Source organism: uncultured Algoriphagus sp., from assembly GCF_963974365.1.
Taxonomy (GTDB): Bacteria; Bacteroidota; Bacteroidia; order Cytophagales; family Cyclobacteriaceae; genus Algoriphagus.
In genome coordinates this window covers 111,737-138,434 of sequence record NZ_CAXBBX010000003.1, presented here as the reverse complement: position 1 = coordinate 138,434, position 26,698 = coordinate 111,737, and the positions used below count along the sequence as shown (strand labels likewise).

Genomic DNA, 26,698 nt, shown 5'->3' with positions numbered 1-26,698 from the left:
TTAATAGCCAAATCCCAACCATATGACTACTAGACTTAAGATTTTTGCAATTCTTTTGAGTTGCTTATTTGGCCACAGCACTTTGGCTCAGAATTCACCCCAATGGATGAGATATCCGGCTATTTCACCTGATGGTAGTCAGATTGTGTTTACGTTCAAAGGTGATTTGTACATAGTTCCTAGTGCTGGCGGGGCCGCAAGACAGATTACTTTTCATGAGGCCCATGATTACCAAGCTGTATGGAGTAGAGATGGAAAAACCTTGGCTTTCGCTTCAGATCGCTATGGCAACTTTGACATATTTGCGATGAGCCCCGAAGGTGGTCCTGCCACTAGGCTTACTTTTCACTCCAATGATGAACAACCTTTTGAATTCTCAGCGGATGATCAATCGGTTATTTTTGGAAGTCAACGGATGGATATAGCAGCTCATAGACAATATCCTACTGGATCACAGCCTGAGCTATATTCTGTCCCAAAAAATGGTGGTAGAGTGGATCAGGTATTTACAATTCCTGCAGAATACGTGTCCGTCAGTAAGGATGGGAGCAAAATGCTTTATCACGATAAAAAAGGAGGCGAGAATGAATGGAGAAAGCATCATCAATCCGGAATTGCACGGGATATATGGTTGTATGATGTCAAAACCAATACGCATGAGATGCTTACCACTTTCTATGGAGAAGACAGAAATCCAGTTTTCTCTCCTGACGAATCAGAGATTTATTACTTGAGTGAAACAAATGGGAGCTTCAATGTTTTTTCCATGAATGTTTCTAATCCAACTCAAACTGAAGCGCTAACTTCACTTGAGGATTTTCCTGTTCGCTTTCTAAGTATTTCAGATGATGGATTGATGAGTTTTGGATACGATGGAGAACTTTATACGCTGCGCAAAGGTGAAACTCCAAAGAAAGTCGCAGTATCTATCCAGACTCAGGCGATCTCTAATTCCGATAATTACATTTCTATAAATGGTGGTGTACGGGAAATGTCCATTTCTCCTGATGGAAAAGAAATAGCTTTTGTAGCCAGAGGTGAGGTTTTTGTGACTTCTGTAGATGGTTCTTTGACGAAGAGAATCACTAATACTCCTGAGCAAGAGAGATTCGTGGAATTTGCTCCTGATGGTAAATCCCTGGTTTATGCCAGTGAAAGAAATGGGAAATGGCAAATTTACCAATCTTCAAAAGTAAGAGCAGAGGAGCCATTCTTTTTTGCCTCTACATTGCTTGAGGAGAAGCCTCTGGTGAGTGTGGAGTCTGATGCATATCTACCTAAGTTTTCGCCTGATGGAAAAAAATTGGCTTACGTAGAAGGAAGAAGAACGTTGAAAGTTCTTGATTTGGCTACGAATACTAGTGTGACATTGATGACTCCTGATGAACTATTTCATATGCGGGATGGTGATCAATACTTTACTTGGGCGCCTGATAGTAAATGGCTTTTGGCTACGCATAGACCTACGATGGCAAACTCAGAAGTTGTCTTATTGGATGCAACTGGAAAGCAAAAAAAGAGAAATCTAACGAATAGCGGTTACGGTGATGACAATCCAATGTGGGTGAATGAGGGCAAGCAAATGCTTTGGTTCTCCAACAGAGACGGATTAAAAAGCTATGCTACAAGTGGGCAAAGCCAAAATGATGTTTACACATTATTTTTCGACGAGGCTGCCTGGGATAAATTCAGCATGTCCAAGGAGGATTTTGACTTGATGAAGGAAATCGAAAAAGCGAATAAGAAAGAGGAAAAGGACGATAAAGCTAAGGACGAGAAGGAAAAAGAAAAGAAGGTTGAAGACCTGAAGTTTGATTGGGATGGGATCGAGGAACGCAAAGCTAAATTGACCATACATTCTTCTTCTTTGGGAGACGCTGTCTTGTCAAAGGATGGAGAAAAACTGTATTACTTGGCAGCATTCGAGAAAGGAATGAACCTATGGAGTACCAATCTCAGGACAAAAGAAACGAAGCAAGAGATTAGTCTTGATGCCAATTCTGCTAGCTTAATATGGGATAAGGAGCAGAAAAACTTTTACCTACTTAGTAATGGAACGATTTCCAAGATCAATCCAGAGGGAATGAAGAAAGAGGCTATTAAAATTTCTGGGGAGATGACCTATGACAAGGAAGCAGAAATGGCCTATATGTTTGAGCACGTGTGGATGCGTACCAAAGGGATATTCTATACGCCAGACATGCATGGAGTCGATTGGGATGCAGCAAAAGTTAATTATGAAAAATACCTTCCTTCCATTGGTAACAGCTACGAATTTTCTGAGATGATCTCTGAGATGATTGGTGAGTTGAATGTGTCACATGCTGGCTCTCGATATTCTCGATCGATAGATATGGCTGATGCCACGGCATCTCTTGGTGTTTTTTGGGATTATGATTTTGAAGATGATGGGATCAAAATCACAGAGGTAATTGCTGGTGGACCATTGGATAAAGCCGATCTGGATATCAAAAAGGGGATGATTATCGAGAAAATCGATGGGATTGAACTAACTGCTGAAACTGACCTTGCTAAGTATTTGAATCGAAAAGCTGACACATTCACGTTGATTGAACTTTTGAATCCTGAGACTAACTCAAGAAAGCAACTAACAATCAAACCTATTTCTCTGAGAGCAGAGAATCAGTTGCTGTATAAGCGTTGGGTCAAAATGAATCAAGCAGAGGTGGATAGCTTATCAGGAGGCAAGCTTGGGTATGTGCATATTCCAGGGATGAGTGATGGCCCGTATAGAAATGTCTATGAAGAAATGATGGGAAAGTATCACGATAGAGAAGCAGTAGTAGTAGATACCAGATTTAACGGTGGCGGAGATTTGGTAGCAGATTTAGCTATGTTTTTTACTGGAGAAAAGTTTTTAACCTATGCTACCGAAGCTAGGGCGGTAGGGTATGAGCCTACTGCTCGTTGGACTAAGCCTACACTTGCGATGTTCAATGAAGCCAATTATTCGGACGGTCATTGTTTTGCATGCGGCTATACTGATTTGAATATTGGTAAGACGGTTGGAATGCCTACACCAGGTACTTGTTCTTTTGCAGGATGGGAAGGATTGCCGGACGGATCACGTTGGGGGGCAGTTCCTATTTCTGCGAAAAACAAAGCAGGAGAGTGGCTTGAAAATAATGAAACCCGACCGCAGTTTATTGTGAAAAATATGCCTGGAAAAATTGATCAAGGTGTGGATCAACAATTGGAAAAGGCAGTAGAAGAATTATTAAAAGAAGTTGATTAGGATAGAAAATCTAAAACATAAAAAAACCTGGTATTGCTACCAGGTTTTTTATTCACTTTTTCAATAATAATTACTGATAAGACTTAGTATTCAGAGTTTCATCATTTTTGAAAAAGTCGGTAAGCTTTCCGAAAGAATTTTCGAAATAGCCATCCAACATCTTTTTAATAATGAAAGAACGATACTCATCTTTTGATACTATCGGAAAGTACTCGTGACTTTTGCCGTAAGACTTGTGGCTTACAAATCCTTTTCGTTCCAAAATTCTCACAATCGTGGAAACAGTGTTGTAAGCAGGCTTAGGGTCTACCATGGGTGTTAGGATGTCTTTGACAAATCCTCTTTCGATTTCCCAGAGGATCTGCATGATCTCCTCTTCGGCTCTTGTTAATGGTTTCATAAATAAGGCGTTAAGTTTTAATTGCTAGAAAATTATTCGTTTAGTTTCACAATTGCAAAAAAAACCACCTTTACTTTTAATTTTTTTTAACTAAAAGGAATCGACGTTTGTACCAAAATAATTAAAGTTCATACTAATTCCCTTGCTTTTTATTCTATGAATTTAAGCAGGTCTTAGCTTAATTATCCGTGTCATATGAAGCAATTTTACTATAGGGTAGGTAGGATCAAACTCATACCACTTCACAGCAAAATTAGGTCTATTAGGCAATTTATGATGGTTATTTTGAAACAGTTCTCCTAGCATTAACACATCTAGTAACAAACTGTTTTTGGAATGATCATTATTGTCAAAATTAGCGTAGCCATATTTATGGCCACTCCAGTTAACAATAGCACCATGAACAGGTCCCATCAGAAAATGGATTGGAAGTAGAAAATACATCCACCAATGGGTGCCAGGCAAATCAAAAACTGAGATACATAACACATAGATAGCTACGTACAATAACCCCCAACTCACCCTTACGAGCATGGTATCTGCGAATTTGTCAAATTTGTTCCAATCAGGAATATCTTTCGAAAACCTTTCTTCAGGCTTCAATCGAAATGAAAAGTATTCGTTGTAGATATTTTTAGTCTTCCACATCATAGTGAACAAATTTTCAGTGTGATGAGGACTGTGTGGATCTTTTGGGGTGTCACTATAGGCATGGTGCATTCTGTGCAGAATCGCATAAGCCCTAGGAGATAAGTATGAACTCCCTTGCCACATCCATGTAAAAAAGTAGAAGAACTTTTCCCAGTATTTATTCATGTAGAACATTTGGTGGGCAGCGTACCTATGAAGGAAGAAGCTTTGGCAAAATAAGGAGAAGTACCAATGCATCAAGAAGAAAAGGATAATTATCACTCGGTTTAGGATTTAAAGTTTGACTTACAAATATAACGCAACCTAGGGTAAGTAACGAATTTCCTTCCTGAACCATTCCATTTTTGTGAGATGATATTTATCAGGTTTTTAAGAAAAGTAAGCCTATTTACTTAATTTCAATTCTATGGAAAAGACGAATAAACCTTTAAACTTCCTTGTTAAAATTATTTTGGGTGGGATTGCCGTGTTGATTGCTGAGTATTTCTTATCAGGAATTCACATTGACAATTTTATGACTGGATTCATACTTGCTGCAGTCATAATATTGATCAATATTACTATTAAGCCCCTTTTAGTGATTTTGACTTTACCCATTACTGTGGTGACACTTGGGCTTTTTCTACTTGTAATCAATGCGTTGATGATCATGCTTGCGGATCAAATTATACCGGGTTTTCAAGTCGACGGGTTTTGGTGGGCAGTTCTTTTCGCCATTGTACTGAGTATTATCAATTCTCTTTTTGGAAACAATCTAAATCCATCTGATTAAGCTTAAAGTTAAATGTCTGATATTCAGTATATTTTTTGTTAAATTTTTTGATTTCTTCAAACAATTTGCTGCCTTCCACGCTTTTTAATTTTAGTTAGAAATTCGGGCTACAAATGCACTTTGGAGGCTGAAATTCATCTTTCTTATTGAAATTCAAGCTATTATCAATCTAAGAATCAGACAATTTTTTAACAAATTATTTATCAGCCTTTGCTGTTTTAATTAATTTCGATTAGATTTTGATACTATATTACTATAGGATTTAGTACTATTGAACTGCTAATCACTTAAAATATATATTCTTTTAAATTTTGACCTATGTCATTTTCAAATCCAGGTTTTGACCCTCAGCGTATTGAAGAGCTAAAGGACGAGCTTAAGAAGCTCAAAAAACCATACAAAATCATTCCTGACGAAGAGAACTCTGAAGAGTTTGTGAACTTCTATTTTATTGGTATGTACCAAGGAAAAGAGGTAATATATGATGCTGCGCTATACACGCTCAGATTGCACCATGCTAGTGAGGTATATGAATTGGCAGAGCATAAGGCAGCACAGAAATTCCCGAATTTCAAAGGTATTTCCTATGAAGAAGATGAAAACGGTAATTTAAAACAGTTGACCAGTGAAGAAGAGGAAATCGGATGGTTTATTACTGAGATTATCATGGAAATCGAAGAAGAGGAGAGTGTTAAGGTCCAAGAGTTTGTCGATGTAGATACTCGACATGACTTCGGAATCGGAGTAGACGCTGGGCTGAATGTTGACCATATAGATGAGAAAGTTATTGCTAATTTCATCAAGGAGTTTAATGACGATACGCTAGAGCTGGATGACACCATGTATGCATTTCAATCTGAAGAAGAAGATATAGAAGATTGATCCAATTCAAACTAGAATTCAACAACTACGCTTGCTAATAACAAGCGTTTTTTTATGCTAAAAATTGCCTTTTCACCCATTTATAAACACCCTCTGCCTGATGGACATAGGTTTCCCATGGAGAAATATGAGCTTCTTCCTGAGCAGTTGCTTTATGAGGGGATTGTAACGGAAGAGAATTTTTTCGAGCCTGTTCCACTCGATGAAAAGTGGATTCTGAATACACACTCCTCAGAATATTGGAATAAACTTCAGACATTAGACTTATCTAAATCTGAAATACGAGCTACTGGGTTTCCGTTATCCAAGGAACTAGTACATCGGGAAGTCACCATATTACATGGTTCCGTTCAAGCAGCCATTTTTGCATTGGAATTTGGTATTGCGATGAACATTGCTGGTGGTACCCATCATGCTTTTTCAGATAGAGGAGAGGGCTTTTGCTTGTTAAATGATATTGCTGTGACGGCAAATTATTTAATTGAAAATCAATTAGCTAAGAAGGTATTGGTAATCGATTTAGATGTTCACCAAGGAAATGGGACTGCTAGTATTTTTAGGGGTAACCCAAATGTTTTCACTTTTAGTATGCATGGAGCAAGGAATTATCCGATTCATAAAGAAGTTTCTGATTTGGATTGTCCAGTTCCCGATCGAATCAGAGACGAAGAGTATCTAGGGATACTCCAATCGCAACTCGAATACATAGTAAAAGTATTTACTCCAGATTTCATTATTTATCAGTCTGGAGTTGATGTTTTAGAGAGTGACAAATTAGGAAGATTAGGTTTGACGCAGACTGGCGTGAAAAACCGGGATTTGATTGTTTTAACTCTTGCTAAGTCACTCAAATCCCCAATTATGTGCTGCATGGGAGGAGGATATTCACCAAATGTTGCCAAGATTGTGGATGCACATACTCAAGTATATCGATTGGCGCAAGAGCAATATTTCTAAATTGCTTCCTTCATAATTCCCCATAGATCAAGGTGCGATTCTTGTAAAATCAATACTTTCTTTATATTTGCGCCCTTGTAATCAATAACATCAACAAAGTGAAAAAAGGACTAAAACTAATCGGTGCATTGAGCCTTGCTACAGTGCTTTTATACGGTTGCGATAAGGCTGCAACTTCTACTCCAGCTGGCGAAAGCGCTACCAAAGAGTTTAAACAAGGTGATTTGAATGTTGCCTTTGTTTACACAGATAGCGTGATCAACAAGTATGATTACTTCAAGACCAAGTCAGAAGAGCTAACGGAAAAAGGAAAGAGATTTGAAGGTGATCTTCAAGGTAGAGCTAGTGGATTCCAACAGGAAGTTCAGAATTTCCAACAAACTGGTGGAAACATGACTGTAAATCAGCAGAGAGCTAAGCAGGAAGATTTGGCAAAAAAAGAGCAAAATCTAATGACATACCGTGATAATTTGATGCAGGAATTATCTGCTGATGAAGCGACACTTTACAGCGATGTGTACGATAGAGTTCAGGAATACCTGAAAAAGTATGCAGAAGAAAATGATCTTACTTTAGTTCTTAGCTACACTAGAGGTGGTGCTGTATGGTATGGCAATGACGCTTTGGATATTACAGAATCAGTAATCGAAGGATTGAATAAAGCATATACTGCTGCTCCAGCAGACACAGCTAAATAAGCTGAAATACTACTCCAATTAGTAAAACCCGGCTTAGGCTGGGTTTTTTTGTGCGAAAAAATGGGTATTTTTGCTGCTCTCTAACGAAAATTTATAGAATGAAAATCACTGAATTTTTAAAACATAATTACCGCCACTTCAATGCTGCAGCTTTGATTGATGCTGCTGAAGGGTACAAGAGCCATTTGGACAATGGTGGTAAAATGATGGTAACTCTAGCTGGAGCAATGTCTACAGCTGAACTGGGTATTTCTCTTGCGGAAATGATTCGTCAGGATAAAATCCAAATCATCACTTGTACCGGTGCAAACTTGGAAGAGGATGTGTTCAATTTGGTCGCGCATGATTATTATGAGCGTATTCCTAATTACCGCGAGCTTACTCCAGCTCAGGAGCAGGATTTGGTAGAAAGACATATGAACCGTGTGACTGATACCTGTATTCCGGAAATGGAAGCCATGCGAAGAATTGAAAATGTGATTTTGGAGGAGTGGGTGAAAGCTGACCAAGCTGGAGAGGCATTTTTCCCGCACGAATTTTTCTATAAAATCCTACTTTCTGGGAAATTAGAAGATTCTTATCAAATCGACCCGAAGGACAGTTGGTTGCTAGAAGCAGCTAAAAAGAATATTCCGATTATCGTTCCAGGATGGGAAGATTCTACCTTGGGAAATATGTTTGCAGGTCATGTGATCTCTGGAGATGTGAAGAATGTACACACAGTTCGAAGTGGAATTGAGTACATGATGTACCTAGCAGAATGGTATACAAATACCGCAACTGACGAAAGTACTATTGGATTTTTCCAAATTGGCGGGGGAATTGCAGGAGACTTCCCTATATGTGTGGTGCCGATGTTGCATCAGGATTTGCAAAGAGAGAATGTGCCGCTTTGGGGCTATTTCTGCCAGATTTCTGATTCGACCACTTCTTATGGTTCGTATTCTGGTGCTGTGCCAAATGAAAAAATCACTTGGGGCAAACTAGGAATCGATACTCCGAAATTCATTATCGAGTCTGATGCAACGATCGTAGCACCTTTGGTATTTGCCATTGTGCTGGATCAATAAATTATGAGAAAATTCAATAACGTAGTTAAAAAAGCAAGTGGTGTAATGCTACTTGCTTTTTGCATTTCATTCCATCTCCAAGCCCAGACAGTAGTGTCGCTATCTGGTGCCAATAGTCCGCAGGACGATAACAATCCAGTGTGGATAGGAGATAACACCTTATTATTTACCCGAGCTTTTCATCCGAATAATGTAGGAGGCGTCACTGACCCAGGTGATATCTGGATGACTAAAAAGTCAGAATCTGGCGGTTGGGAAGAAGCTGTTCACCGTGCCGATCTGAGCACAGATGGCTATGATTTTTCCTTAGGTTTGGAGGATTATCTGACGCTACTAGTTTATCATACAGGAGGATCCAGATTTGGGATTTACCAATATTCGAAATTTGGAACAGACTGGAATTTCCTTCGTCAGGTGAATATGGCCAGTCTGGATGGGCTTTCTGGACAAGTGACGGGGAGAGTAGCTTCAGGTGGAAAAGTAATCTTCCTTTCAGGAAAAGCCAAAGATTCCAAAGGGAATGAAGATATCTACGTTAGTGAGAAAATTGGGCCTATAGAATGGTCAAAGCCTGTAAATATAGGTTCAGCTGTAAATACAACCGGGCAGGAAATGAGTCCGTTTTTTGATGTTAAATCAAAGCAATTATACTTCTCTTCCAACATGCATGAAGGTGCAAACGGCAAAGATATTTTTATCGCCAAACAAATGAGTGAAGGATGGGGCACTTGGAGTAAGCCAGTAAAATGGGAACAGGTTAGTTCTCCCGGTTCTGAGGTTTCCGTCACGTTTATCAATGAAGAAGAGGTTGTTTGGACAAGCACCCAGAATAGCGATGGCTTTGCGGATTTATTGACTTTCGAAACCGTGATTCCATTGACAATTCCTGAGGAATTTGCCGCTCCTGATCCCGAACCAATCGCTCCGAATTCAACGGTCGCCAAGACAAAAACTGTTTCAATTGTCCCAATTTATCCTGCCTCGTCAGTTGGTTTTCTTGAAGTAAAAGTGACTGAAGAGATGGCACAACCAAAAGAAAGCCCCATTTCTTGGTTCGTAGTTGATGCAAAAAATAAGACATTGGTTCCATTTACAATCAATTGGAAAGAAGGCGGCAATCTTATTTCTAAAACAGCTGCTGATTCAATCTTATTGTCCGATTTATCGAATGCACAAGTAGGAAAAATTAAGATTAATGCAAGTGGTTATTTCCCTAAAACTGTATCGTTAACTGAGCTTAAGACGACTGAACCAACAGTTGTGCTAATGACCAAAGCAGAATCTGGAAACATGATCTTGTTGGATAATGTGAATTTCAAAAGAGGTACAGCTGAATTAGAAGGTGACGGGACCAAAAGTTCCTTGACTGAATTGGCTGAATTCCTAGTAGAAAATCCGCAAATGAAACTAAGAATCCATGGTCACACGGATAGTGCTGGTGATCCTGGCTTAAATAAAGCTTTATCGTTGGAGAGAGCAGGAAGTGTAAGAGATTTCTTGATTACTCAGGGAGTTCCTTTTGAAAGCCTTCGGATTTCTGGATGGGGTGGGACAAGACCAAAAGCGTCCAACGCCACTGAAGTTGGAAGATCAAAAAATAGAAGGGTTGAACTAGAAGTAGAACAATAAATAGTTGCCAGTGTGAGTTTTCAGTCTCACTTTGATATGAAAATTATTAGTAAGTATTGATTGTTTATAAAAAAGGGCTTTGAAATCAACTTTCAAAGCCCTTTTAGATTTATAGAGAAAAGTCTCCTCTGTAATCTCTCTTTACAAATTGATTGGCGGGTTCAAAATTAGTCACCTGCATATTTGGACCATCCCAAACCAACTTGATTCCTCTTCCTGGGTAATCAAATTCATTTGCATTGTCTGGTTTCGGAGCTCTGTAGTCATAGCTTCTAATGGCTAGATTTCCCATCAACACTGATTCGGTAAGAGGACCAGCGATAGAAAAAGGAGAGCTCAAGTTTTTGTATTCCTCAGACCCATGACCGGCGATACAGGCTTCAACCCAATTCTTGTAATGCCCATTATCACCTCCAGGTACTCGGTAGAGAGTTTCAGGTACATTAATATCTTTTGTTTTTGAAGTAGGAAGAAGCTGAGGGTTAATTCCATAGGTGGAGCACATCATTTTTCCCTTGGTTCCTTCTATGATTACCCCGTTTCCCCCATCACCCATTTGCTCATTTGGAGCTAGCTCTTCAGGTCTATTCGGTTGAATTCCGCCGTCCATCCAATGGAATTCAAGGTCTTCTTTTCCAGGTCTGTCAAAGCGCAATGTTATATGCGATGATGGTGGACAGCTTTCAGGGAAATATCCTCTTTGAAATTCTCCCACATAGACTGATCCCACAGAACATTCTGCTGATTTAGGATATCCTAATCCTAGCACTCGGAATGGAGGTTCCATGATATGACAGGCCATATCTCCTAGAGCGCCTGTACCATAATCCCACCAACCTCTCCAGTTAAACGGTACAAGATTGCCTACATAATCTTTGTAAGGTGCTGTCCCAAGCCACAGATCCCAATCCAGATCAGTAGGAGGAGTGACAGGCTCTTTTGGCCATTGTATACCTTGAGGCCAAACTGGCCTATTTGTCCAAGTGTAAACTTTAGTGGCCTCTCCAATCAACCCCGCATCATACCATTCCACCATTTTTCTAACGCCATCTCCAGACGAACCCTGGTTTCCCATTTGGGTTACTACCTTATATTTTTCTGCTGCTTGAGTGAGCATTCTTGCTTCATAGATATCATGAGCAAGTGGTTTTTGTACATATACATGTTTCCCCATTTTCATGGCTGCCATTGCTGCTACTGCATGCGTATGATCTGGGGTTGATACTGAAACTGCATCGATGTTTTTACCTTCTTTATCGAGCATTTCGCGGTAATCTTTGTAATAGTTAGCCTTTGGATGTAGCTCTCTACTGCCTTTGGCTCTGGAATCATCTACATCGCACAATGCAATGAAGTCAACTTTTTCTGTTCGGGTGATGCCACGGACATCACTTCCACCCATTCCACCTACACCAATACTTGCTACTCGAAGTTTATCACTGGGTGCTATAAATCCAGGGCCACCTAAGACATTTCTGGGTACAATGTAAAATCCGGCGGCAGCTAACGCCGAACCTTTTAGGAATTTTCTCCGGGAATTCCCGGAATTTGAGCCATCACTTTTCATGAGATTGATAGTTATGTTAAAGAGGGTTTTTGATCAATAGGACACTTATTGATTCGGTTTAATTTGTAGACTAAGTGAAATTTGAAATTATTAAAAACAAGTCACAATCTTCAGTCCATTCATCAAAATTGATATGCATCCAATTATTTAAGCTCATTAATCAGCTTTTATTCTCTTACTTTATAAAATCAATTAGGTTGAATTAACTTTTTATAAAAAATAGATTAAGTTTACTCAAATCTTTATCTCATGAAACATACATTGTGGTCATTAGCTGCTTTGGCAGTATTTTCTTTTAGTTCTTGTGACTCTCCCAATTCAATAAAACTTGATGAGGCAGGAATAATACCTATCCCAACCTCGATAACTTCCACCTCTGGAGTTTTTGAATTAGAGCCAGGAGCTTCGATTCAATTGGTAGGTTCAGGTGATGATTTGGCGAGGGTAGGAGAATTCCTAGCTGATAAATTACGTCCTGCTACTGGGTTTGAAATTCCAGTTAGTACAGCTAGCGGTGATTTGATATTGAGCTTGTTGAGCGGTGAGTCTTCAGAAAAATATAGCATTGAGATTAGTAGCGATCAAGTGAAAATCTCTTCTACTACAGCAGCAGGACTCTATTATGGAATACAAACCCTGATCAAAGCTTTACCAGTGGAGATCGAAAATACCTCTAAAGTAGATGCTGAATGGGTTATTGCAAACGGTACAATCGAAGATGAACCGGAGTTTGGCTATCGTGGTGCGATGTTGGATGTGGCTAGACATTTTTTCAGTGTAAGCGATGTGAAGCATTACATCGACCAAATGGGAAGTTTGAAATTCAACTACCTTCATTTGCACTTATCGGATGATCAAGGCTGGAGAATTGAAATTAAATCTTGGCCTAAACTGACTGAAATTGGTGGTAAAACTGAAGTTGGAGGTACAGAAGGTGGTTTTTATACGCAGGCAGATTATGTGGAAATTGTAAAATACGCAGCTGATCGATTTATCACAGTGGTTCCGGAAATTGATATGCCAGGACATACCAATGCAGCGCTGGCATCTTATGCAGAGTTAAATCCAGGTGTGAATTTGCCTGATGGAGATTTCGCCACGATGACTGAGGGGAAAATAGATTTTGATGTTTTGGACAAAAACCCTGAGCCGGCAGAACTATATACAGGTATTGAAGTTGGATTCAGCACTTTTGCTACGAATAAAGAGATCACTTACACTTTCGTAGAGGATGTAATAAGAGAGTTGGTTGAAATGACTCCTGGTCCTTACATACATATTGGTGGTGATGAATCCCATGTCACGGAGAAAAATGACTACATATTTTTTGTAGAACGTGTTCAAGAAATAGTTGCCAAGTATGGCAAAACTAGCATTGGTTGGGATGAAATAGCAACAACTGAATTAATGCCTGGTTCTGTAGCTCAGTTTTGGGCATTGGAAGAAAATGCAAAGCTTGCCAAGGAGCAGGGAAATCAAATTTTGATGTCACCTGCAAAGCGGGCTTATTTAGACATGCAGTATGATTCTACTTCACGACTTGGTCTTCATTGGGCTGCTTACATTGAGTTGGATGATTCATATAATTGGGATCCCTCATCCTATGCTGATGGTATTAATAAATCCGATATTTTGGGAGTTGAAGCACCGATTTGGACAGAAACGATTACTAACCGAGCAGATTTGGAATACATGGCATTCCCAAGAATTGCCGCACTTGCAGAAGTTGCGTGGTCTTCTCCTAGCAGAAGAAACTGGGAAAGTTTTCAGACCAGAATTGCTCTACAAGGTAAGCGGTGGGATATCAATGGGATAGAGTTCTATAGATCCCCGAAAGTTAATTGGTAACCACCCAAAATGAATTTAAAGACCCGGCTTGCTCCGGGTTTTTTATTGCTTGAAAAGCGATATTCTTTGAATTTGATTAAAATGAACCTAATATGGATGTTAATTTTAAAATCACCCGATCAACTTGTCTGATTACTATAACTAGAAAACTTTAATGGGCGAATACATTATTTCCTTTGCAAACTGGATATGGGGAACACCGATGCTTGTCATCCTAATGGGCGGCGGATTGGTTCTTTTGGTTCACTCTGGCTTTGTTCCATTTCGAAAAATCGGTCACGCGATGGGATTACTTAGCGGTAAATATGATGATGATCTTGCACCTGGTCAGATATCCTCTTTTCAGGCATTATCAGCAGCAATTGCAGCTACAGTTGGTTTAGGGAATATCAGTGGTGTAGCAATTGCGATCAATATGGGAGGTCCGGGAGCTATATTCTGGATGTGGGTTTCCGCATTTGTGGGTATGGCCACTAAGTTTTACACCTGTAGCCTAGCTATCATGTACAGAGGAAAAGATTCTGAAGGCCAAATTCAAGGTGGGCCTATGTATGTGATTGAAGAAGGGATGGGGAAGAAGTGGAAATTTCTATCCGTAATATTTTGTGGCGCTGGTATTTTAGGTTTGCTGGCTATTTTTCAAGCTAATCAATTAACGGCTGTACTAAGAACAGTTATTCTGGAACCAGCTGGTTTGGATGAGGGAGATAAAACCCGATGGATTATTGGCATTACGATGATGGTTCTTGTTGCAATTGTAATTCTTGGCGGAATCAAGAGAATCGCCGCAGTAGCCTCCAAAATGGTTCCTTTCATGGTTGGTCTTTACTTCGTCACCGTGATCATCATCGTGTTCAAATACATTGGCGACGTTCCCGATATGCTTTTGAAAATCGTAACCGATGCGTTTACTGGAGAGGCTATGGCCGGAGGGGCAGTTGGTGCCGTAATAATAGTCGGAGCAAGGAGAGCTGCATTCTCTAATGAAGCTGGTATTGGTACCGCACCCATGGTACATGGAGCTTCCAAGAATAATGAGCCGATCAGAGAAGGATTAATTGCTATGCTTGGGCCATTTATTGACACAGTAGTAGTTTGTACACTTACGGCGCTGGTTATCATGCTCACAGGTGTTTGGGAGTCAACTGAGAAAGATGGTGTGAGGTTGACACTTGCTGCATTTGATATGGCTCTGCCGTATTATGGCAGATATCTTTTAATGATAGCAGTTCTAGTGTTTGCATTGTCTACCATGTTCACGTATTCATACTATGGGCACAAGTGCTTTGGGTATTTATTTGGAGCCAAAAGAGCAGATTACTACAATTATTTCTACCTAATCACGATTGTTGTAGGAGCGGTAGCTTCATTAGAAGTAGTAATCAGTTTGGTAGATGGTATGTACGCGATTATGGCAGTCCCAACTATGATTTCCACAATTTATTTGGCTCCTAAAGTAAGAGCAGCTGCGAAGGATTATTTTCAGAGAATGAAAAGTGCCTAACATGAATATCCTGATTTCTCCTAACGCATTCAAAGGTACCATGAGCGCTCGTGAGTCTGGAGAAATTATTCAAAATATTATTCATCAGGAATTTCCAGGAATTATTACCGAATTGCTGCCTATCGCTGATGGGGGAGATGGAACCTGTGAGCTTCTGACGGAAATTCTTGATTTGGAGAAAAGAGACCTTTGGACTTTAGATCCCTACGGCAGGCCTATTTTATGTTCCTATGGTTGGGATACTCATGCTAAAATTGCATATATCGATGTCTCAGCGGCTTCTGGTATTGCTTTGCTAGGAAATGAGACAAAGAATCCTTTTGTCGCTTCTACTTATGGCACAGGGCTTCTGATACGAAATGCACTTGAGCTAGGTGCCCGAGAAATTGTGTTGGGCCTAGGAGGCAGTGCTACCGTGGATTTAGGTTTAGGAATATTATCTTCTTTAGGTATTAGCTTTTTAGATGAGAAGGGTAGGGAATTGACTTTATTTACACCAAACTTTATTTCTAAAATTCGTCACATCCAAAAGACACCAGGGCTATCGAAAGTGAAGTTTACATGCCTTTGTGATGTTAAAAACACTTTTTTCGGTGATCAAGGAGCAATCCCTGTTTTTGGCCCTCAGAAGGGTCTTAAAAAGGTTGAATTTGATAGTTATGTAGCAGATTGTAAATCAGTTGTTGAGTTACTCTTTCGAAAAAATAAGAAGGACTTCATCGATAAAGACGGTTTCGGTGCAGCTGGAGGAATTGCCTTAGGGCTGTCTTTGTATTTTGATACCACAATCAAATTTGGTTCAACGTACTTTTTTGAACAAGTTTCATTACTGGAAAAAGTAAAATGGGCTGACCTAATTGTTACAGGTGAAGGAAGATATGATAGTCAATCAAACGAAGGAAAAGCCTGTTTTGAACTGATGAAACTAGCCCGTGATCAATCAAGAAAAATATACCTAATCACCTCTGGAAATGAAGAGGGGATAAAGGCATTTGATCAAGTGCTGACATTGCCTGAACTTGATTTTTCACAGTTAGGATATAAGGAAAAGGCAAAGCAAAATCTCGAATACTTGCTCAAAAAGGAGTTTTCATTAGTACATTGAGTTGGCCTAGATCTAAACTCTGTGGTGATCGGCTTTCCAGTTTTTGATACTTTTCTTTATTTCTTTAGGAGTAGTTTTCTCATTAATTGATTTTTCTATCAAGTCCAATATCTCATCATCTCCAGCAAACCTCAAGGCGATAATTTGAGCAGGACTCAGCTGTTTTTCTTTCTCATAAAATGGAGTTCCAGCAAGCTCCATGAATCGCTGTCTCATCTCTAATCGAATGATTCTATTTTGATTTTTCAATGCATAAATACGAGGTAGATATGAGATTAATAAGACAATAAGTGCAAGCAGTAAGTGGTAAATGCTCTGGGAAATAGTATCTGAATCATTAAAATCCATTTTTATCACGGTCCACCCTAGAAATAGTAAGGCGAGAGGCATGATAAAAAAATGATGGAACGGATAATACTTTGCGTGATTCTGGAAATTTTGAGCAGGTGTCATTTTATTGGACATAAAAAAAGGAGGCGTTAGCCTCCTTTTAAGTAAGATATAAAGTATTAATGATCAGCCTTTTTCTTTTTGGTAAAAGTACTTCGGGTATCTATTGCAGTTATCCCGGCTCCTAGACCGATTAATACACATACAATCACTAAGAAGGTTTGGGCTCCTCCAGCAAGTGGAGACGTGAATACATCAAGTAGCATCATGATCAATTTGTTGAATTTCTAAAGATTGCTCGAAGATAATTTCTTAACTCCAATTAACCAAAGGAAACTAGTTAATCGAACTGATCATCATCGAAATCTTCCTCTTCTTCTTCGTCATCGTCGAAATCCATGATATTATCGTCGACAAATTCATTGTCTTCGTCGAGATCATATTCATCTTCGAAATCATTTCCGAAATCTTCATCATCATTGAAGTTATCATCTTCTTCGAAATCGTCGTCAAAATCCTCCATAGTAGTTTAGATAGGGGTTTTTATATTAATAGAACGGTACGAATTAAAGTAAAAAAACAATTAGCACCACACGAGTAATAATTTTTTTTTCAATTTTTTTAAAATTCTTCTATTTAATTAGTTTAAGCTTTTATCTACTTAAACCCTATTAGACTTCAAGCTAAGACCACAGTCAAGTTTTAAACGATCAAATGACTTGTTTAAAGTGAGTTAAGTGTTCAGAAATTCCTTAGGTGGGTGAAGCAAAAAAAAGACCCTTTAATGGGTCAGTTGAAAATCGATTTGATATATTTTTTTATCAAGGGCTTTGATAAATAATCTTTTACAACGCTGTAGCCACTGGCTTTGTTGATGTCTCTTTCGTCAACAGAACTACTCAAAATGTAAATTTGAGCTTCATTATTATCTGAATTAAAACTATCCAGAAAATCCCAACCCGTCATTTCAGGCATATTTAGATCTAAAAATAAGTAGTTAGCCTTAATTGAATAGATTTCTTGGAGAGCAGCTCTGGCGCTTTGGTATTTGTAAAACTGACAAGGCTCCTTCACATTTCTAGAAATGAGTTTTTCAGTTACAAAAGTACTGATCGGGTCGTCATCTATTAATACTATCGTCAACATTAAAATGCAAAAACAAGTGGCTGAAATACAATATAGCTACTACAAAAGTACTATGTAATTGTTAATTAACAAATATTTAGCCAAATAAGACTATCCACTTGACAAATTTTTATCGATTCCAACCATCTCCATCAGTGATTTTTGGAGAATACAAGTAGTGTAATAGTGGCAACCGGCTTTTGGAGACAGCAGAACAGAAGGTCAATTTACAGTTTTTGAGTATTTTCAATTTCAACTAAGAAGTAGTTAATAAGTTTGTCTGTAGTTTTTAAAACCTTCTTGCTTTTGGACTTTTGACTACTGACTTCCGTCACTCCAGTTAAAGTCATGAGCAACTTATCCTCCTTCTGATCTATAAAGTCTACAATAACCTGTACTAATTCATAGTTTGATGTACTTGAATTAGTACTGCGGTTGTTGTAGTAGGGGTTGTACATCCACGGATCCCATACCCTATATCCCCAATACGGATAAGGATTATAGTTTTGGGTGCTTTCTCTTTTTCTTTGATCCTCATTAGATGTATACCTGATTACTAATTCCGGTTCAGTTTTATCATATACCAAGCCTTTAGCTTCCAATGCTTCCTGCAGATGAATTTGAACTTGTTGATCTATGAATTGAGACGAAAAGCCACGCATTCCTACTTCTTTATTTATAATTACAAAAGATTTATATGGACTTCTAATAGGCACTTCCGTGTTTTCCTTGAAAATTTCGATAGAACTACAAGAGCTAAGTATCAGTATGATTAGAATGGGTAATAAGTAGGTGTTTATAGAATGGGTCTTCATATTTATTGCTTTTTCTTCCAGAACGTTGATTGAAATAGAAAGTTAGAATTTACTGTTTAACGAAAAACTTGTTCTGATTATTCCCGGATTTTTGCTTGCCTTCAGGATCAAATGCTAATTTTGGCGAAATAATAAGAAATGATTAGACCTGATTTTGATGATATCTTCATGGAACTGGCTGTTAATTTGGCCAAACGTTCCCATTGTATCAAAAAGCATGTGGGCGCTGTGCTCACCAAAGACACTAGAATTATTTCAATAGGATATAATGGTCCGCCAGCTGGGACTCACAATTGTGATGTGGAATTTCCAGAAGGGGGATGTGCTCGAGATAGTAAGGGAAGTTGCTCTTTGGCTCTCCATGCCGAGCAGAATGCCATTCTTTATGCAGTCAAAAACAACACTTCAGTAGAAGGATCAACACTATTTGTGACGCTTTCTCCCTGTTTGGCCTGTTCTAGAATTATTTTTTCTATGGGTATATCGAGAGTTATTTACCTCTTTTCCTACGCTGAATATAAGGGGATAGGCTCGGACGAAGGAGTGGATTTCTTGAGGAAATTTGGTGTGCAAGTCGATAAATATGAAAAAACACTGGAAGTCAACGATCAGTTGGTTTAAAGGAAATTGACCTCAGGGTGGATTTCTATTTGGAATTTATCGAGTACTGATTGTTGAATTTTCAATGCTAGGTTTTTGATTTCCTCTCCATCGCCATTGCCGTAATTGACTAAAACTAGGGGTTGTTTGGAATGGACGCCTATTTCACCAAATCGTTTTCCTTTCCATTCACATTGCTCGATAAGCCAAGCAGCTGGGACTTTGACTCCATCTTCATTAGGATAGCCTGGAATAGTTGGATATTTATCTCTTAATGCCTCAAACTGCTGAGTAGAAATCGTTGGGTTTTTGAAAAATGAACCTGAATTACCTATTTCTTTTGGATCAGGGAGTTTGGATTGACGAATTTTAATAACTGCATCCGAGATGGCTCTCAAGCTTAACTCTTTTATTCCAGAAGCTTGCAGCGTTTCTTGAATAGCGCCATACTCAGTATGGAATTCCGGTACCTTTTTTAATTTAAAAGTAACCGAACAAATAACGTATTTGCCTTTCAGTTCGTGCTTAAAGACACTTTCCCTGTAGCCAAATTGACATTGATCAGCATCGAATTCTTCAAGTTTCAGCGAATCTCTGTTCAAGGCTTTTAGGCGAGCAAATACATCCTTGATTTCTACGCCATATGCCCCAATATTTTGCATGGGTGAGGCACCCACTGTACCAGGGATTAGTGATAGGTTTTCGATACCTGCCCAGTTATTGTCAATAGAAGTAAGTACAAATTGGTGCCAATTCACTCCGGCTCCTACTTCCACCCAGAGGAAATCTTCATCTTCCTGAACGATTACAATTCCCTCAATCTCTATCTTGATGACTAATGCATCTTGATCCTGAGTTAATAGGATATTACTCCCGCCTCCCAAAATCAAGGAATTGATCTTCTGATCTTTAGCCCAAGACAGCGCATCTTTAAGTTCAGTTATGGATTTTGCTATAACGAAAAATCGAGCATTTTTTGCAATTCCAAACGTATTGTATGCCTTGAGAGAGATGTTTTCTTGTATATTCATAAGCCTAGAGTGCCTTGCGAAATAAGCAAGATTTTGGCCCAATACGAAATGAAATCACCCTATTGAAGCGTAATAAATGAAAGAATTATTAATTAATGGCGTAAGGATAAGACCTGGTCAATCAATGAATATTGAAATTGCTATTGCCAAACTCCCAACCCATACATTAATTGACCTCCCTATTTTTATTAGATCATCCAAAGAAGAAGGTCCGGTGGTACTGATCAGTGGTGGTGTGCATGGAGATGAAATCAACGGCGTAGTGACAGCCAAAAGATTGCTCGAAGAAGTGGATGAAGGACTTGAACTCCTGAAAGGAACTTTGATTTTCATTCCACTGGTGAATATCTACGGCTTCCTTTCAAACAGTAGAACTTTTCCCGACGGAAGAGATCTTAATAGAAGTTTCCCGGGTAGTAAAAAGGGGTCTTTGGCAGCAAGTATTGCTTTTATACTAAGTAATGAAATCATACCCCAGATTGATTTTGGAATTGATTTTCACACTGGAGGCCGTATGCTTACAAATTTCCCTCAAGTGAGGGTGGATTATAAGGATAAGGCTGCTGTAGAGCTGGCTAAAGCCTTTGGGACTCATTATGTGGTCAATTCAAAATATATAGAGAAGTCCTTTCGTAAGGAAGCTTTCAAAGCACGTAAGCATATCCTGGTTTTTGAAGGAGGAGAATCTATGCGGCTGGATGAATATGGGATTGAAGAAGGAGTGAATGGTACCAAAAGAATGTTGGCTAGCCTTGGTATGTTGGCAGAAGCGCCTGAACCCCAGGAAACCATTTTTCTGAAAGAAAGTAACTGGGTAAGAGCCAAAGCATCCGGAATTTTTAATTCAAGTTTGAAAGTAGGGGAACCTGTGAAAAAAGGTCAAATTCTCGCGAGAATTTCTGATCCCTATGGTCATGTCAAGATTCCTGTGAAATCTCCTACAAATGGATACATCATAGGAATGAATAATATGCCAGTGATCAATACTGGGGATGCTTTAGTTCACATTGGTAAGGAATAATTATTGCAAACATTTACCTTGTAGTATCTAAATAATTGTTTGATGTCATTAGAAGAATCGTTTCAAAGCGTCCGTAATCACTCGCTTTACCTCTGTAGCCACTTAATTACGGAAGATTATAGCCTCCAAGCTTCGGAGGAGGTTAGTCCACCAAAGTGGCATTTAGCACATACAACTTGGTTTTTTGAGCAGTTCATTTTGGTGCCAAATGATCCCGAATATGTGGTAAAACATCCTCAATTTAATTTTCTCTTCAATTCATATTACAATTCATTGGGAGCCAGAACTGCAAGAAATCAACGCGGATTAATGTCTAGGCCTTCTGTGGATGAAGTCAAATTGTATCGTGCGTATGTAGATGAGGCAATGTTAAGGCTGATTCAGAAAAACATTCCTGCAATACAAGAGTTGGTAATTCTAGGAATAAATCACGAACAACAACATCAAGAATTATTGATTACAGATTTGAAATTTAGCCTCTGGCATAATCCCCTGAATCCCGTGGTGATGGACATCTCTGAATACAGAGCTGAACAAGAGTCAAATTGGGTTTCTGTTGAAGCTGGAGTTTATGAAATTGGCTATGAAGGAAATGATTTTTGTTACGACAACGAGCTCAATGTTCATAAGGTATATATCAATGATTTCTCAATCTCCTCTGCTTTAGTTACGAATGGTGAATACGCCGAATTTATCCAAGCTGGTGGGTATGAAGATCCCAAATACTGGCATGATGAGGGTTGGAGTTGGGTGAAAGAGCTCGAAGTGAAAGCGCCGCTGTATTGGGAAGAGCAAAATGGAGACTGGTATTACTATACCTTAAATGGCTTAAAAGCTATCGATAAAAATGCTTCAGTAGCCCATGTGAATTTCTATGAAGCTTCAGCGTTTGCGGCATGGAAAGGGCTGCGGTTACCTACAGAATTTGAGTGGGAAGTTGCCCAAAATCTATTTGAATGGGGGAAAAGATGGGAGTGGACTAATTCCGCCTATTTGCCTTATCCAGGTTTTACAGTTGCTGCCGGAGCAATTGGAGAGTACAATGGTAAATTCATGGTCAATCAAATGGTACTTCGCGGCGCTTCGGTAGCAACTTCCGAAGGGCACTCAAGACCTACTTACAGAAACTTTTTTCATCCTCAATACCGATGGCAATTTATGGGTATACGCCTAGCCAAATCACTTTAATTTATGAATGCAAAAAACACAGATTTCGGGACTTTTGCCCAAGACGTGATGCTTGGTCTCAGCTCAACACCGAAAACACTTCCTTCTAAATATTTCTATGACTCAAAAGGCGATAAGCTCTTTCAAAAGATTATGGCTTTGCCTGAGTATTATTTGACACGAAAAGAATATGAAATCCTTGAGTCTCAGCATAAGCAGATTTTAGCTCCGATTTTGTCTCTTAATCAATCATTTAATCTTATTGAACTTGGGGCTGGCGATGGGATGAAAACGAAAATCCTGTTGAGGTATCTCAGCAAATTGAAAGTGGATTTCACTTATTATCCAGTGGATTTCTCAGGTTCTGTGCTGGAGGAATTAGAAGAAAGTCTAGCTAATGAACTGCCTGATTTGAAAGTTAATCCAATCCAGGATACCTACCGAGAATCTTTGAAAAAGCAAGTTTGGGAGGATGGAAGGCCTAATTTGATTTTATTTATGGGGGCAAATTTGGGAAATTTTGGAGTAGATGAAGCCAAGAATATCATTAACCATCTGAGAGTTGGTACTAAAAAAGGAGACTTGGTTTTAATTGGTTTCGACTTAAAAAAAGATCCTCAAACCATTCTTAATGCCTATCACGATAAACAGGGAGTGACTCAAGAGTTTAATATGAACTTGCTTGATCGTCTTAACAGAGAACTGGAAGCTGATTTTGACCGGGATTCATTTACGCACTGGCCTACCTACGATCCGGTAAGCGGAGAATGCCGAAGCTACCTAATCTCGCAAAAAGCTCAGAATGTGAACATAGGCGCTCTGAATCAAACATTCAATTTTGAAGCTTATGAGTCTATTTTTACGGAGATTTCTAAGAAATATAGCTTGTCAGAAATTTCTCATTTAGCCTCTTTGGGCGGTTTTGAGGTGAAGGAAAACTTTATGGATTCCGAAGGTTACTTTGCAGATGTACTGTGGGAAAGGCAATAAAAAAGCACCGATTTCTCAGTGCTTTTTTATGTGTAATTCTACCTGGTTTTTAGCTGAAATAGCGCTTCAAACCTTCAAGTCTTTCTACTAATTCTGCCTCTACTTTTCTATAGTCAGCAGTATTTGCCAATGGTGCATTTACAGAGAAGTAATACTTGATTTTTGGCTCGGTACCAGAAGGTCTGGCAGAGATTTTACTTCCATCTGCAAGATAGAACTGCATCACGTTTGACTTGTCCATAGCTAGTTTCTCAGTCTTACCCGATACCACATCCTTTACGGTGCTTTCTTTTACATCCACGATTTTAGCAACCTTGATTCCGTTCATCTCTGCTGGTGGATGATGACGGAAATCTGTCATCAAAGCCTGGATTTGCTCTGCTCCATCCTTACCTTTTTTAGTAACTGAAATTAGCGATTCCTTATAGAATCCAAATTGTTGGTAAATTTCAGCAAGTACATCAAAAACAGTTTTGCCTTGAGTCTTATAATAAGCAATTAATTCTGCCACCATGGCGCAGGCACTTACTCCGTCTTTATCACGGACAAAATCACCTACCAAGTATCCATAAGACTCTTCTCCTCCGCCGATGAACGTTTCTTTACCTTCGAGATCCTTGATGATGGCTGCGATATTTTTAAAACCTGTTAGGACCGAGAAGCATTTCACGCCAAAGCCTTCACAAATGCGATCAATCAATTCAGTAGTAACTATGGTATTTACCATGAATTGTTTGCCATCAAGCTTTCCCGCACTTTTCCATTTGCTTAGCAAATAGTAAGAGAGTAAAGCGCCAGTTTGATTTCCATTCAATAGCTCAAATTCTCCTGAAGCATTTGGAACTGCTGCTGCATACCGGTCTCCATCAGGATCGCAAGCAAGCACTAGTTCAGCACCTACTTCTTTTCCTAGCTTCAAAGAAAGGGTCAATGCTTCTGCCTCTTCAGGATTTGGATAAATGACGGTTGGAAAATTCCCATCGGGTTCAGCTTGCTCTTTTACGATGTTTACATTTTCGAAACCAAAGGCTTTTAGCGCAGCTGGAACCATCTTTCCAGAGGCTCCATGAATCGGAGAAAAAACGATCGGCATGGATTTTTGAGTTTGGATAGCATCTGGTGACAGGCTCAAACCTTTCACTAGATTCATATAGATCTCGTCAAAATCTTCCTCGATATACTGAAAAAGAGCATCGTTTTTATCCCAGTTTACCTCATCAAATGAAGTGATCTTTTTTACCTCATCGATAATATTCTTGTCATGGGGAGCCACTACTTGGGCACCATCATCCCAATAAGCCTTGTAACCATTGTATTCCTTTGGATTGTGGGAAGCGGTGATCATCACTCCACTTTTGCAGTCAAAATGCCTTACTGCAAAAGACAGCATCGGTGTAGGTCGCATTTCTTTGAAATACAATACATGGATGCCGTTAGCTGTGAGCACATTTGCGGTGGTGGTGGCAAAAAGTGTGTTATTAATTCTACAATCGTGGGTAATTGCTACACGTATCGTCTCGCCAGGAAAGCATTTCAATAGGTAGTTTGCCAGTCCTTGAGTAGCCATTCCGATAGTATACACATTCATTCTGTTTGTGCCTACACCCATCAGTCCTCGAAGTCCACCTGTTCCAAACTCCAGGTCTTGGTAGAAGGAATCTGTTAACTCAGAAGGGTTTTGGTCTATAAGTGTGCGGATTTGGGCTTTCGAATCTTCGTCGATATTGCCACTCAGCCAAGAGTTTGCTTTGGCTTGGATGCTAGGGTCTATGGTAGTCATACTTTAAAAATTGATTAAGTTCTAAGATATATAAAAACACAAAATATGCCACCTGTTAATTTGTTAGGTATTGAAGATGTGAATTTTAATTTTCACTTCTAATTCGTTTTTCTACATTATTGGGGGTTAGTGGGTATTTTTTTAAGCAAGCAGATTCATTTACTTTTAGATCGATTTGAACTCCAAACCCAAACAAATGAAGCAACGTGTTGTCCGTTGGACTGGCTTTTTGAGTCTATATTTTATCTCCATAGTCTATTCAGCTGCGCAAACTGATACCCATGTTCAAAAGGATCATGAATCCGTATCTTCCATCGGTCCATTATACGTACAAGCGTTTGACCTCACACAGTCCTTTGATGGGAAGATTCAATTGGTAAATCAAGATCTGAAATCTGATTTGAATGGCTATGAATTGGAATGGTCTATTGAAAGAATTGATGCCTGGAATGGTGCTCAGCTGCTGTTTTCGGATCGAATATCACTTGAAAATATTGAAGCCGAGCCATACACTGAGATATCCCTTGATTTGCCTGCAAATTGGAAAGAAGGAGACGTTCTCAATTTATCCTTGTTTGGGAAGGACGGAGCGCTTAATTATTCTTTGTCCGAACCAATTAGAATGCCTAAAGAAGGAAACCAAAACTACTTTAAACAGCGCTTGCCTTTAGAAAATCAGCCAATTCTTGTGAGAGAATCCACTGTTGATTTTCAAATAGCAGCTGGCGAAAATTTATATATTTTCAGCAAGCAAAAAGGTAATCTAGAGCTAGTAAAGATTGGTCGAAGATTTGTCAATTTCAGCCAAACAATAGAAGAAGGCCTCTTTTCTTCAGCTATTCAAAAACTAACGTGGAAGCGCCTGAAAGATGGTTCAGTTCAAATCAAGTCCACCTACCAGTCTAATTCTAAAGAGCTTGCATGGACGGTGTTACCAAATGGCGAACTAAAGGTGGAGATTTTTTCTAACGAAGCACTTGCTGATTTAGGCGCATTAGAATTTGCATTTCCTGAAGAGAAAGTAAAATATGCCCAGTGGATTGGTGAGGGTGCAAATAGAGAAAATGAACGGAATCATTTTGGAATTTGGAAGAAGGATCTCAAGGATTTATTGGCAGAACGAGATTTTGACTCTGATTCGAGAGTTTCATATCCATACATTCATGCGTTATTTCTCGAGACGGATGACGGTTCTATTGAGGTAAGAAGCGAAACACCCAGTGTTTATTTAAGTCTTGACAAACCTGCGGTAATGGACAATTCCACTGAACAATCGGATCGTATTGCCTTAGCATCTGAGCTCAAATTATACTTTAGCATATCAAAGGATTTTTCTCCTCTTAATACTTCTTCGGCTTCTATAATTCCTGTTAATCTAAAAGTAAATAAAACAGAATTATCGTCTTCCATGGTGATGTGGTTTAGGTTCAATTGAACCCG

The 26,698-nt window shown here is 39.1% G+C and carries 25 protein-coding genes; 15 read left to right on the top strand and 10 right to left on the bottom strand.

Annotation, left to right across the window (positions count from 1 at the left end; translation table 11 throughout):
• The first annotated feature begins 22 nt into the window (after nucleotides 1–22).
• The gene (locus AACZ87_RS05150; protein WP_339865519.1) at nucleotides 23–3,256 is read left to right on the top strand and encodes a S41 family peptidase; all 3,234 of its coding nucleotides are present in this window, start codon (nucleotides 23–25) and stop codon (nucleotides 3,254–3,256) included.
• 70 nt (nucleotides 3,257–3,326) lie between these two features.
• Here the strand turns inward: AACZ87_RS05150 and AACZ87_RS05145 are convergent, their stop codons facing one another.
• Complete coding sequence (locus AACZ87_RS05145) at nucleotides 3,327–3,656, bottom strand: BlaI/MecI/CopY family transcriptional regulator (protein ID WP_339865517.1); 330 nt, start codon at nucleotides 3,654–3,656, stop codon at nucleotides 3,327–3,329.
• 162 nt (nucleotides 3,657–3,818) lie between these two features.
• Nucleotides 3,819–4,568 carry an acyl-CoA desaturase gene (locus AACZ87_RS05140; RefSeq protein ID WP_339865515.1) on the bottom strand — a complete coding sequence of 250 codons (750 nt, stop codon included), beginning with the start codon at nucleotides 4,566–4,568 and terminating at the stop codon, nucleotides 3,819–3,821.
• A 145-nt stretch (nucleotides 4,569–4,713) separates the two neighbouring features.
• Between AACZ87_RS05140 and AACZ87_RS05135 the strand changes: the two genes are divergently transcribed.
• The 6 genes from AACZ87_RS05135 (at nucleotide 4,714) to AACZ87_RS05110 (ending at nucleotide 10,315) form a co-directional block, all read left to right on the top strand.
• Nucleotides 4,714–5,079, top strand: coding sequence for a phage holin family protein (locus tag AACZ87_RS05135; protein ID WP_339865513.1), 366 nt, complete (start codon nucleotides 4,714–4,716; stop codon nucleotides 5,077–5,079).
• Nucleotides 5,080–5,397: 318 nt separating this feature from the next.
• Nucleotides 5,398–5,961: a hypothetical protein gene (locus tag AACZ87_RS05130; RefSeq protein WP_339865511.1), complete on the top strand. Its 564-nt coding sequence runs from the start codon at nucleotides 5,398–5,400 to the stop codon at nucleotides 5,959–5,961.
• Between the two features lie 54 nt (nucleotides 5,962–6,015).
• Complete coding sequence (locus AACZ87_RS05125; RefSeq protein WP_339865509.1) at nucleotides 6,016–6,918, top strand: histone deacetylase; 903 nt, start codon at nucleotides 6,016–6,018, stop codon at nucleotides 6,916–6,918.
• 98 nt (nucleotides 6,919–7,016) lie between these two features.
• Nucleotides 7,017–7,616, top strand: a complete 600-nt coding sequence (locus AACZ87_RS05120) for an OmpH family outer membrane protein (RefSeq protein ID WP_339865507.1) — start codon at nucleotides 7,017–7,019, stop codon at nucleotides 7,614–7,616.
• 98 nt (nucleotides 7,617–7,714) lie between these two features.
• Nucleotides 7,715–8,686 carry a deoxyhypusine synthase family protein gene (locus tag AACZ87_RS05115; RefSeq protein WP_339865505.1) on the top strand — a complete coding sequence of 324 codons (972 nt, stop codon included), beginning with the start codon at nucleotides 7,715–7,717 and terminating at the stop codon, nucleotides 8,684–8,686.
• Nucleotides 8,687–8,689: 3 nt separating this feature from the next.
• The gene (locus AACZ87_RS05110; protein WP_339865503.1) at nucleotides 8,690–10,315 is read left to right on the top strand and encodes an OmpA family protein; all 1,626 of its coding nucleotides are present in this window, start codon (nucleotides 8,690–8,692) and stop codon (nucleotides 10,313–10,315) included.
• A gap of 109 nt (nucleotides 10,316–10,424) precedes the next feature.
• Here the strand turns inward: AACZ87_RS05110 and AACZ87_RS05105 are convergent, their stop codons facing one another.
• Nucleotides 10,425–11,882, bottom strand: coding sequence for a Gfo/Idh/MocA family oxidoreductase (locus tag AACZ87_RS05105; RefSeq protein WP_339865501.1), 1,458 nt, complete (start codon nucleotides 11,880–11,882; stop codon nucleotides 10,425–10,427).
• 249 nt (nucleotides 11,883–12,131) lie between these two features.
• Here AACZ87_RS05105 and AACZ87_RS05100 point away from each other — a divergent pair, with 249 nt between their 5' ends.
• From AACZ87_RS05100 to AACZ87_RS05090, 3 genes are all read left to right on the top strand, one after another.
• Nucleotides 12,132–13,730, top strand: coding sequence for a beta-N-acetylhexosaminidase (locus AACZ87_RS05100; protein ID WP_339865500.1), 1,599 nt, complete (start codon nucleotides 12,132–12,134; stop codon nucleotides 13,728–13,730).
• Between the two features lie 154 nt (nucleotides 13,731–13,884).
• On the top strand, nucleotides 13,885–15,234 hold the full coding sequence (locus AACZ87_RS05095; protein ID WP_339865498.1) for an alanine/glycine:cation symporter family protein: 1,350 nt from the start codon (nucleotides 13,885–13,887) through the stop codon (nucleotides 15,232–15,234).
• 1 nt (nucleotide 15,235) lies between these two features.
• The gene (locus AACZ87_RS05090) at nucleotides 15,236–16,339 is read left to right on the top strand and encodes a glycerate kinase (protein ID WP_339865496.1); all 1,104 of its coding nucleotides are present in this window, start codon (nucleotides 15,236–15,238) and stop codon (nucleotides 16,337–16,339) included.
• A 12-nt stretch (nucleotides 16,340–16,351) separates the two neighbouring features.
• Here AACZ87_RS05090 and AACZ87_RS05085 read toward each other — a convergent pair whose 3' ends face one another.
• The 5 genes from AACZ87_RS05085 to AACZ87_RS05065 all read right to left on the bottom strand — a co-directional run bounded on the left by AACZ87_RS05085 (nucleotide 16,352) and on the right by AACZ87_RS05065 (nucleotide 18,669).
• Complete coding sequence (locus AACZ87_RS05085) at nucleotides 16,352–16,792, bottom strand: DUF6526 family protein (RefSeq protein ID WP_339865841.1); 441 nt, start codon at nucleotides 16,790–16,792, stop codon at nucleotides 16,352–16,354.
• Between the two features lie 56 nt (nucleotides 16,793–16,848).
• A complete protein-coding gene (locus tag AACZ87_RS05080) occupies nucleotides 16,849–16,998 on the bottom strand; it encodes a hypothetical protein (RefSeq protein WP_339865494.1) in 150 nt (49 codons plus the stop codon).
• A 71-nt stretch (nucleotides 16,999–17,069) separates the two neighbouring features.
• Nucleotides 17,070–17,252 carry a hypothetical protein gene (locus AACZ87_RS05075; RefSeq protein ID WP_339865492.1) on the bottom strand — a complete coding sequence of 61 codons (183 nt, stop codon included), beginning with the start codon at nucleotides 17,250–17,252 and terminating at the stop codon, nucleotides 17,070–17,072.
• Nucleotides 17,253–17,518: 266 nt separating this feature from the next.
• Nucleotides 17,519–17,875, bottom strand: coding sequence for a response regulator (locus tag AACZ87_RS05070; protein WP_339865490.1), 357 nt, complete (start codon nucleotides 17,873–17,875; stop codon nucleotides 17,519–17,521).
• A gap of 206 nt (nucleotides 17,876–18,081) precedes the next feature.
• On the bottom strand, nucleotides 18,082–18,669 hold the full coding sequence (locus AACZ87_RS05065) for a DUF4136 domain-containing protein (protein ID WP_339865489.1): 588 nt from the start codon (nucleotides 18,667–18,669) through the stop codon (nucleotides 18,082–18,084).
• 138 nt (nucleotides 18,670–18,807) lie between these two features.
• Here AACZ87_RS05065 and AACZ87_RS05060 point away from each other — a divergent pair, with 138 nt between their 5' ends.
• On the top strand, nucleotides 18,808–19,290 hold the full coding sequence (locus AACZ87_RS05060; protein WP_339865487.1) for a dCMP deaminase family protein: 483 nt from the start codon (nucleotides 18,808–18,810) through the stop codon (nucleotides 19,288–19,290).
• On the opposite strand, the gene murB is transcribed toward AACZ87_RS05060, so the two are convergent.
• Complete coding sequence (gene murB / locus AACZ87_RS05055) at nucleotides 19,287–20,300, bottom strand: UDP-N-acetylmuramate dehydrogenase (protein WP_339865485.1); 1,014 nt, start codon at nucleotides 20,298–20,300, stop codon at nucleotides 19,287–19,289. The genes AACZ87_RS05060 and murB overlap by 4 nt on opposite strands.
• 76 nt (nucleotides 20,301–20,376) lie before the next feature.
• Here murB and AACZ87_RS05050 point away from each other — a divergent pair, with 76 nt between their 5' ends.
• The 3 genes from AACZ87_RS05050 to AACZ87_RS05040 are packed head-to-tail and all read left to right on the top strand — an operon-like array spanning nucleotide 20,377 to nucleotide 23,478.
• On the top strand, nucleotides 20,377–21,321 hold the full coding sequence (locus AACZ87_RS05050; RefSeq protein ID WP_339865483.1) for a succinylglutamate desuccinylase/aspartoacylase family protein: 945 nt from the start codon (nucleotides 20,377–20,379) through the stop codon (nucleotides 21,319–21,321).
• Nucleotides 21,322–21,363: 42 nt separating this feature from the next.
• Nucleotides 21,364–22,509 (top strand): ergothioneine biosynthesis protein EgtB, encoded by a 1,146-nt coding sequence (gene egtB / locus AACZ87_RS05045; RefSeq protein ID WP_339865481.1) that lies wholly within the window; start codon nucleotides 21,364–21,366, stop codon nucleotides 22,507–22,509.
• Nucleotides 22,510–22,512: 3 nt separating this feature from the next.
• Nucleotides 22,513–23,478, top strand: coding sequence for an L-histidine N(alpha)-methyltransferase (locus AACZ87_RS05040; protein WP_339865479.1), 966 nt, complete (start codon nucleotides 22,513–22,515; stop codon nucleotides 23,476–23,478).
• A gap of 49 nt (nucleotides 23,479–23,527) precedes the next feature.
• Here AACZ87_RS05040 and AACZ87_RS05035 read toward each other — a convergent pair whose 3' ends face one another.
• Nucleotides 23,528–25,258 carry a phospho-sugar mutase gene (locus tag AACZ87_RS05035; protein WP_339865477.1) on the bottom strand — a complete coding sequence of 577 codons (1,731 nt, stop codon included), beginning with the start codon at nucleotides 25,256–25,258 and terminating at the stop codon, nucleotides 23,528–23,530.
• 196 nt (nucleotides 25,259–25,454) lie between these two features.
• Here AACZ87_RS05035 and AACZ87_RS05030 point away from each other — a divergent pair, with 196 nt between their 5' ends.
• On the top strand, nucleotides 25,455–26,693 hold the full coding sequence (locus tag AACZ87_RS05030) for a hypothetical protein (RefSeq protein WP_339865475.1): 1,239 nt from the start codon (nucleotides 25,455–25,457) through the stop codon (nucleotides 26,691–26,693).
• Nucleotides 26,694–26,698 lie beyond the last annotated feature (5 nt).

Coding starts and splice junctions, on each gene's coding strand:
- AACZ87_RS05150 (WP_339865519.1), top strand. CDS start 23: ATGACTACTAGACTTAAGATTTTTGCAATTCTTTTGAGTTGCTTATTT.
- AACZ87_RS05145 (WP_339865517.1), bottom strand. CDS start 3,656: ATGAAACCATTAACAAGAGCCGAAGAGGAGATCATGCAGATCCTCTGG.
- AACZ87_RS05135 (WP_339865513.1), top strand. CDS start 4,714: ATGGAAAAGACGAATAAACCTTTAAACTTCCTTGTTAAAATTATTTTG.
- AACZ87_RS05130 (WP_339865511.1), top strand. CDS start 5,398: ATGTCATTTTCAAATCCAGGTTTTGACCCTCAGCGTATTGAAGAGCTA.
- AACZ87_RS05125 (WP_339865509.1), top strand. CDS start 6,016: ATGCTAAAAATTGCCTTTTCACCCATTTATAAACACCCTCTGCCTGAT.
- AACZ87_RS05115 (WP_339865505.1), top strand. CDS start 7,715: ATGAAAATCACTGAATTTTTAAAACATAATTACCGCCACTTCAATGCT.
- AACZ87_RS05110 (WP_339865503.1), top strand. CDS start 8,690: ATGAGAAAATTCAATAACGTAGTTAAAAAAGCAAGTGGTGTAATGCTA.
- AACZ87_RS05105 (WP_339865501.1), bottom strand. CDS start 11,882: ATGAAAAGTGATGGCTCAAATTCCGGGAATTCCCGGAGAAAATTCCTA.
- AACZ87_RS05100 (WP_339865500.1), top strand. CDS start 12,132: ATGAAACATACATTGTGGTCATTAGCTGCTTTGGCAGTATTTTCTTTT.
- AACZ87_RS05095 (WP_339865498.1), top strand. CDS start 13,885: ATGGGCGAATACATTATTTCCTTTGCAAACTGGATATGGGGAACACCG.
- AACZ87_RS05090 (WP_339865496.1), top strand. CDS start 15,236: ATGAATATCCTGATTTCTCCTAACGCATTCAAAGGTACCATGAGCGCT.
- AACZ87_RS05085 (WP_339865841.1), bottom strand. CDS start 16,792: ATGACACCTGCTCAAAATTTCCAGAATCACGCAAAGTATTATCCGTTC.
- AACZ87_RS05080 (WP_339865494.1), bottom strand. CDS start 16,998: ATGATGCTACTTGATGTATTCACGTCTCCACTTGCTGGAGGAGCCCAA.
- AACZ87_RS05075 (WP_339865492.1), bottom strand. CDS start 17,252: ATGGAGGATTTTGACGACGATTTCGAAGAAGATGATAACTTCAATGAT.
- AACZ87_RS05070 (WP_339865490.1), bottom strand. CDS start 17,875: ATGTTGACGATAGTATTAATAGATGACGACCCGATCAGTACTTTTGTA.
- AACZ87_RS05065 (WP_339865489.1), bottom strand. CDS start 18,669: ATGAAGACCCATTCTATAAACACCTACTTATTACCCATTCTAATCATA.
- AACZ87_RS05060 (WP_339865487.1), top strand. CDS start 18,808: ATGATTAGACCTGATTTTGATGATATCTTCATGGAACTGGCTGTTAAT.
- murB (WP_339865485.1), bottom strand. CDS start 20,300: ATGAATATACAAGAAAACATCTCTCTCAAGGCATACAATACGTTTGGA.
- AACZ87_RS05050 (WP_339865483.1), top strand. CDS start 20,377: ATGAAAGAATTATTAATTAATGGCGTAAGGATAAGACCTGGTCAATCA.
- egtB (WP_339865481.1), top strand. CDS start 21,364: ATGTCATTAGAAGAATCGTTTCAAAGCGTCCGTAATCACTCGCTTTAC.
- AACZ87_RS05040 (WP_339865479.1), top strand. CDS start 22,513: ATGAATGCAAAAAACACAGATTTCGGGACTTTTGCCCAAGACGTGATG.
- AACZ87_RS05035 (WP_339865477.1), bottom strand. CDS start 25,258: ATGACTACCATAGACCCTAGCATCCAAGCCAAAGCAAACTCTTGGCTG.
- AACZ87_RS05030 (WP_339865475.1), top strand. CDS start 25,455: ATGAAGCAACGTGTTGTCCGTTGGACTGGCTTTTTGAGTCTATATTTT.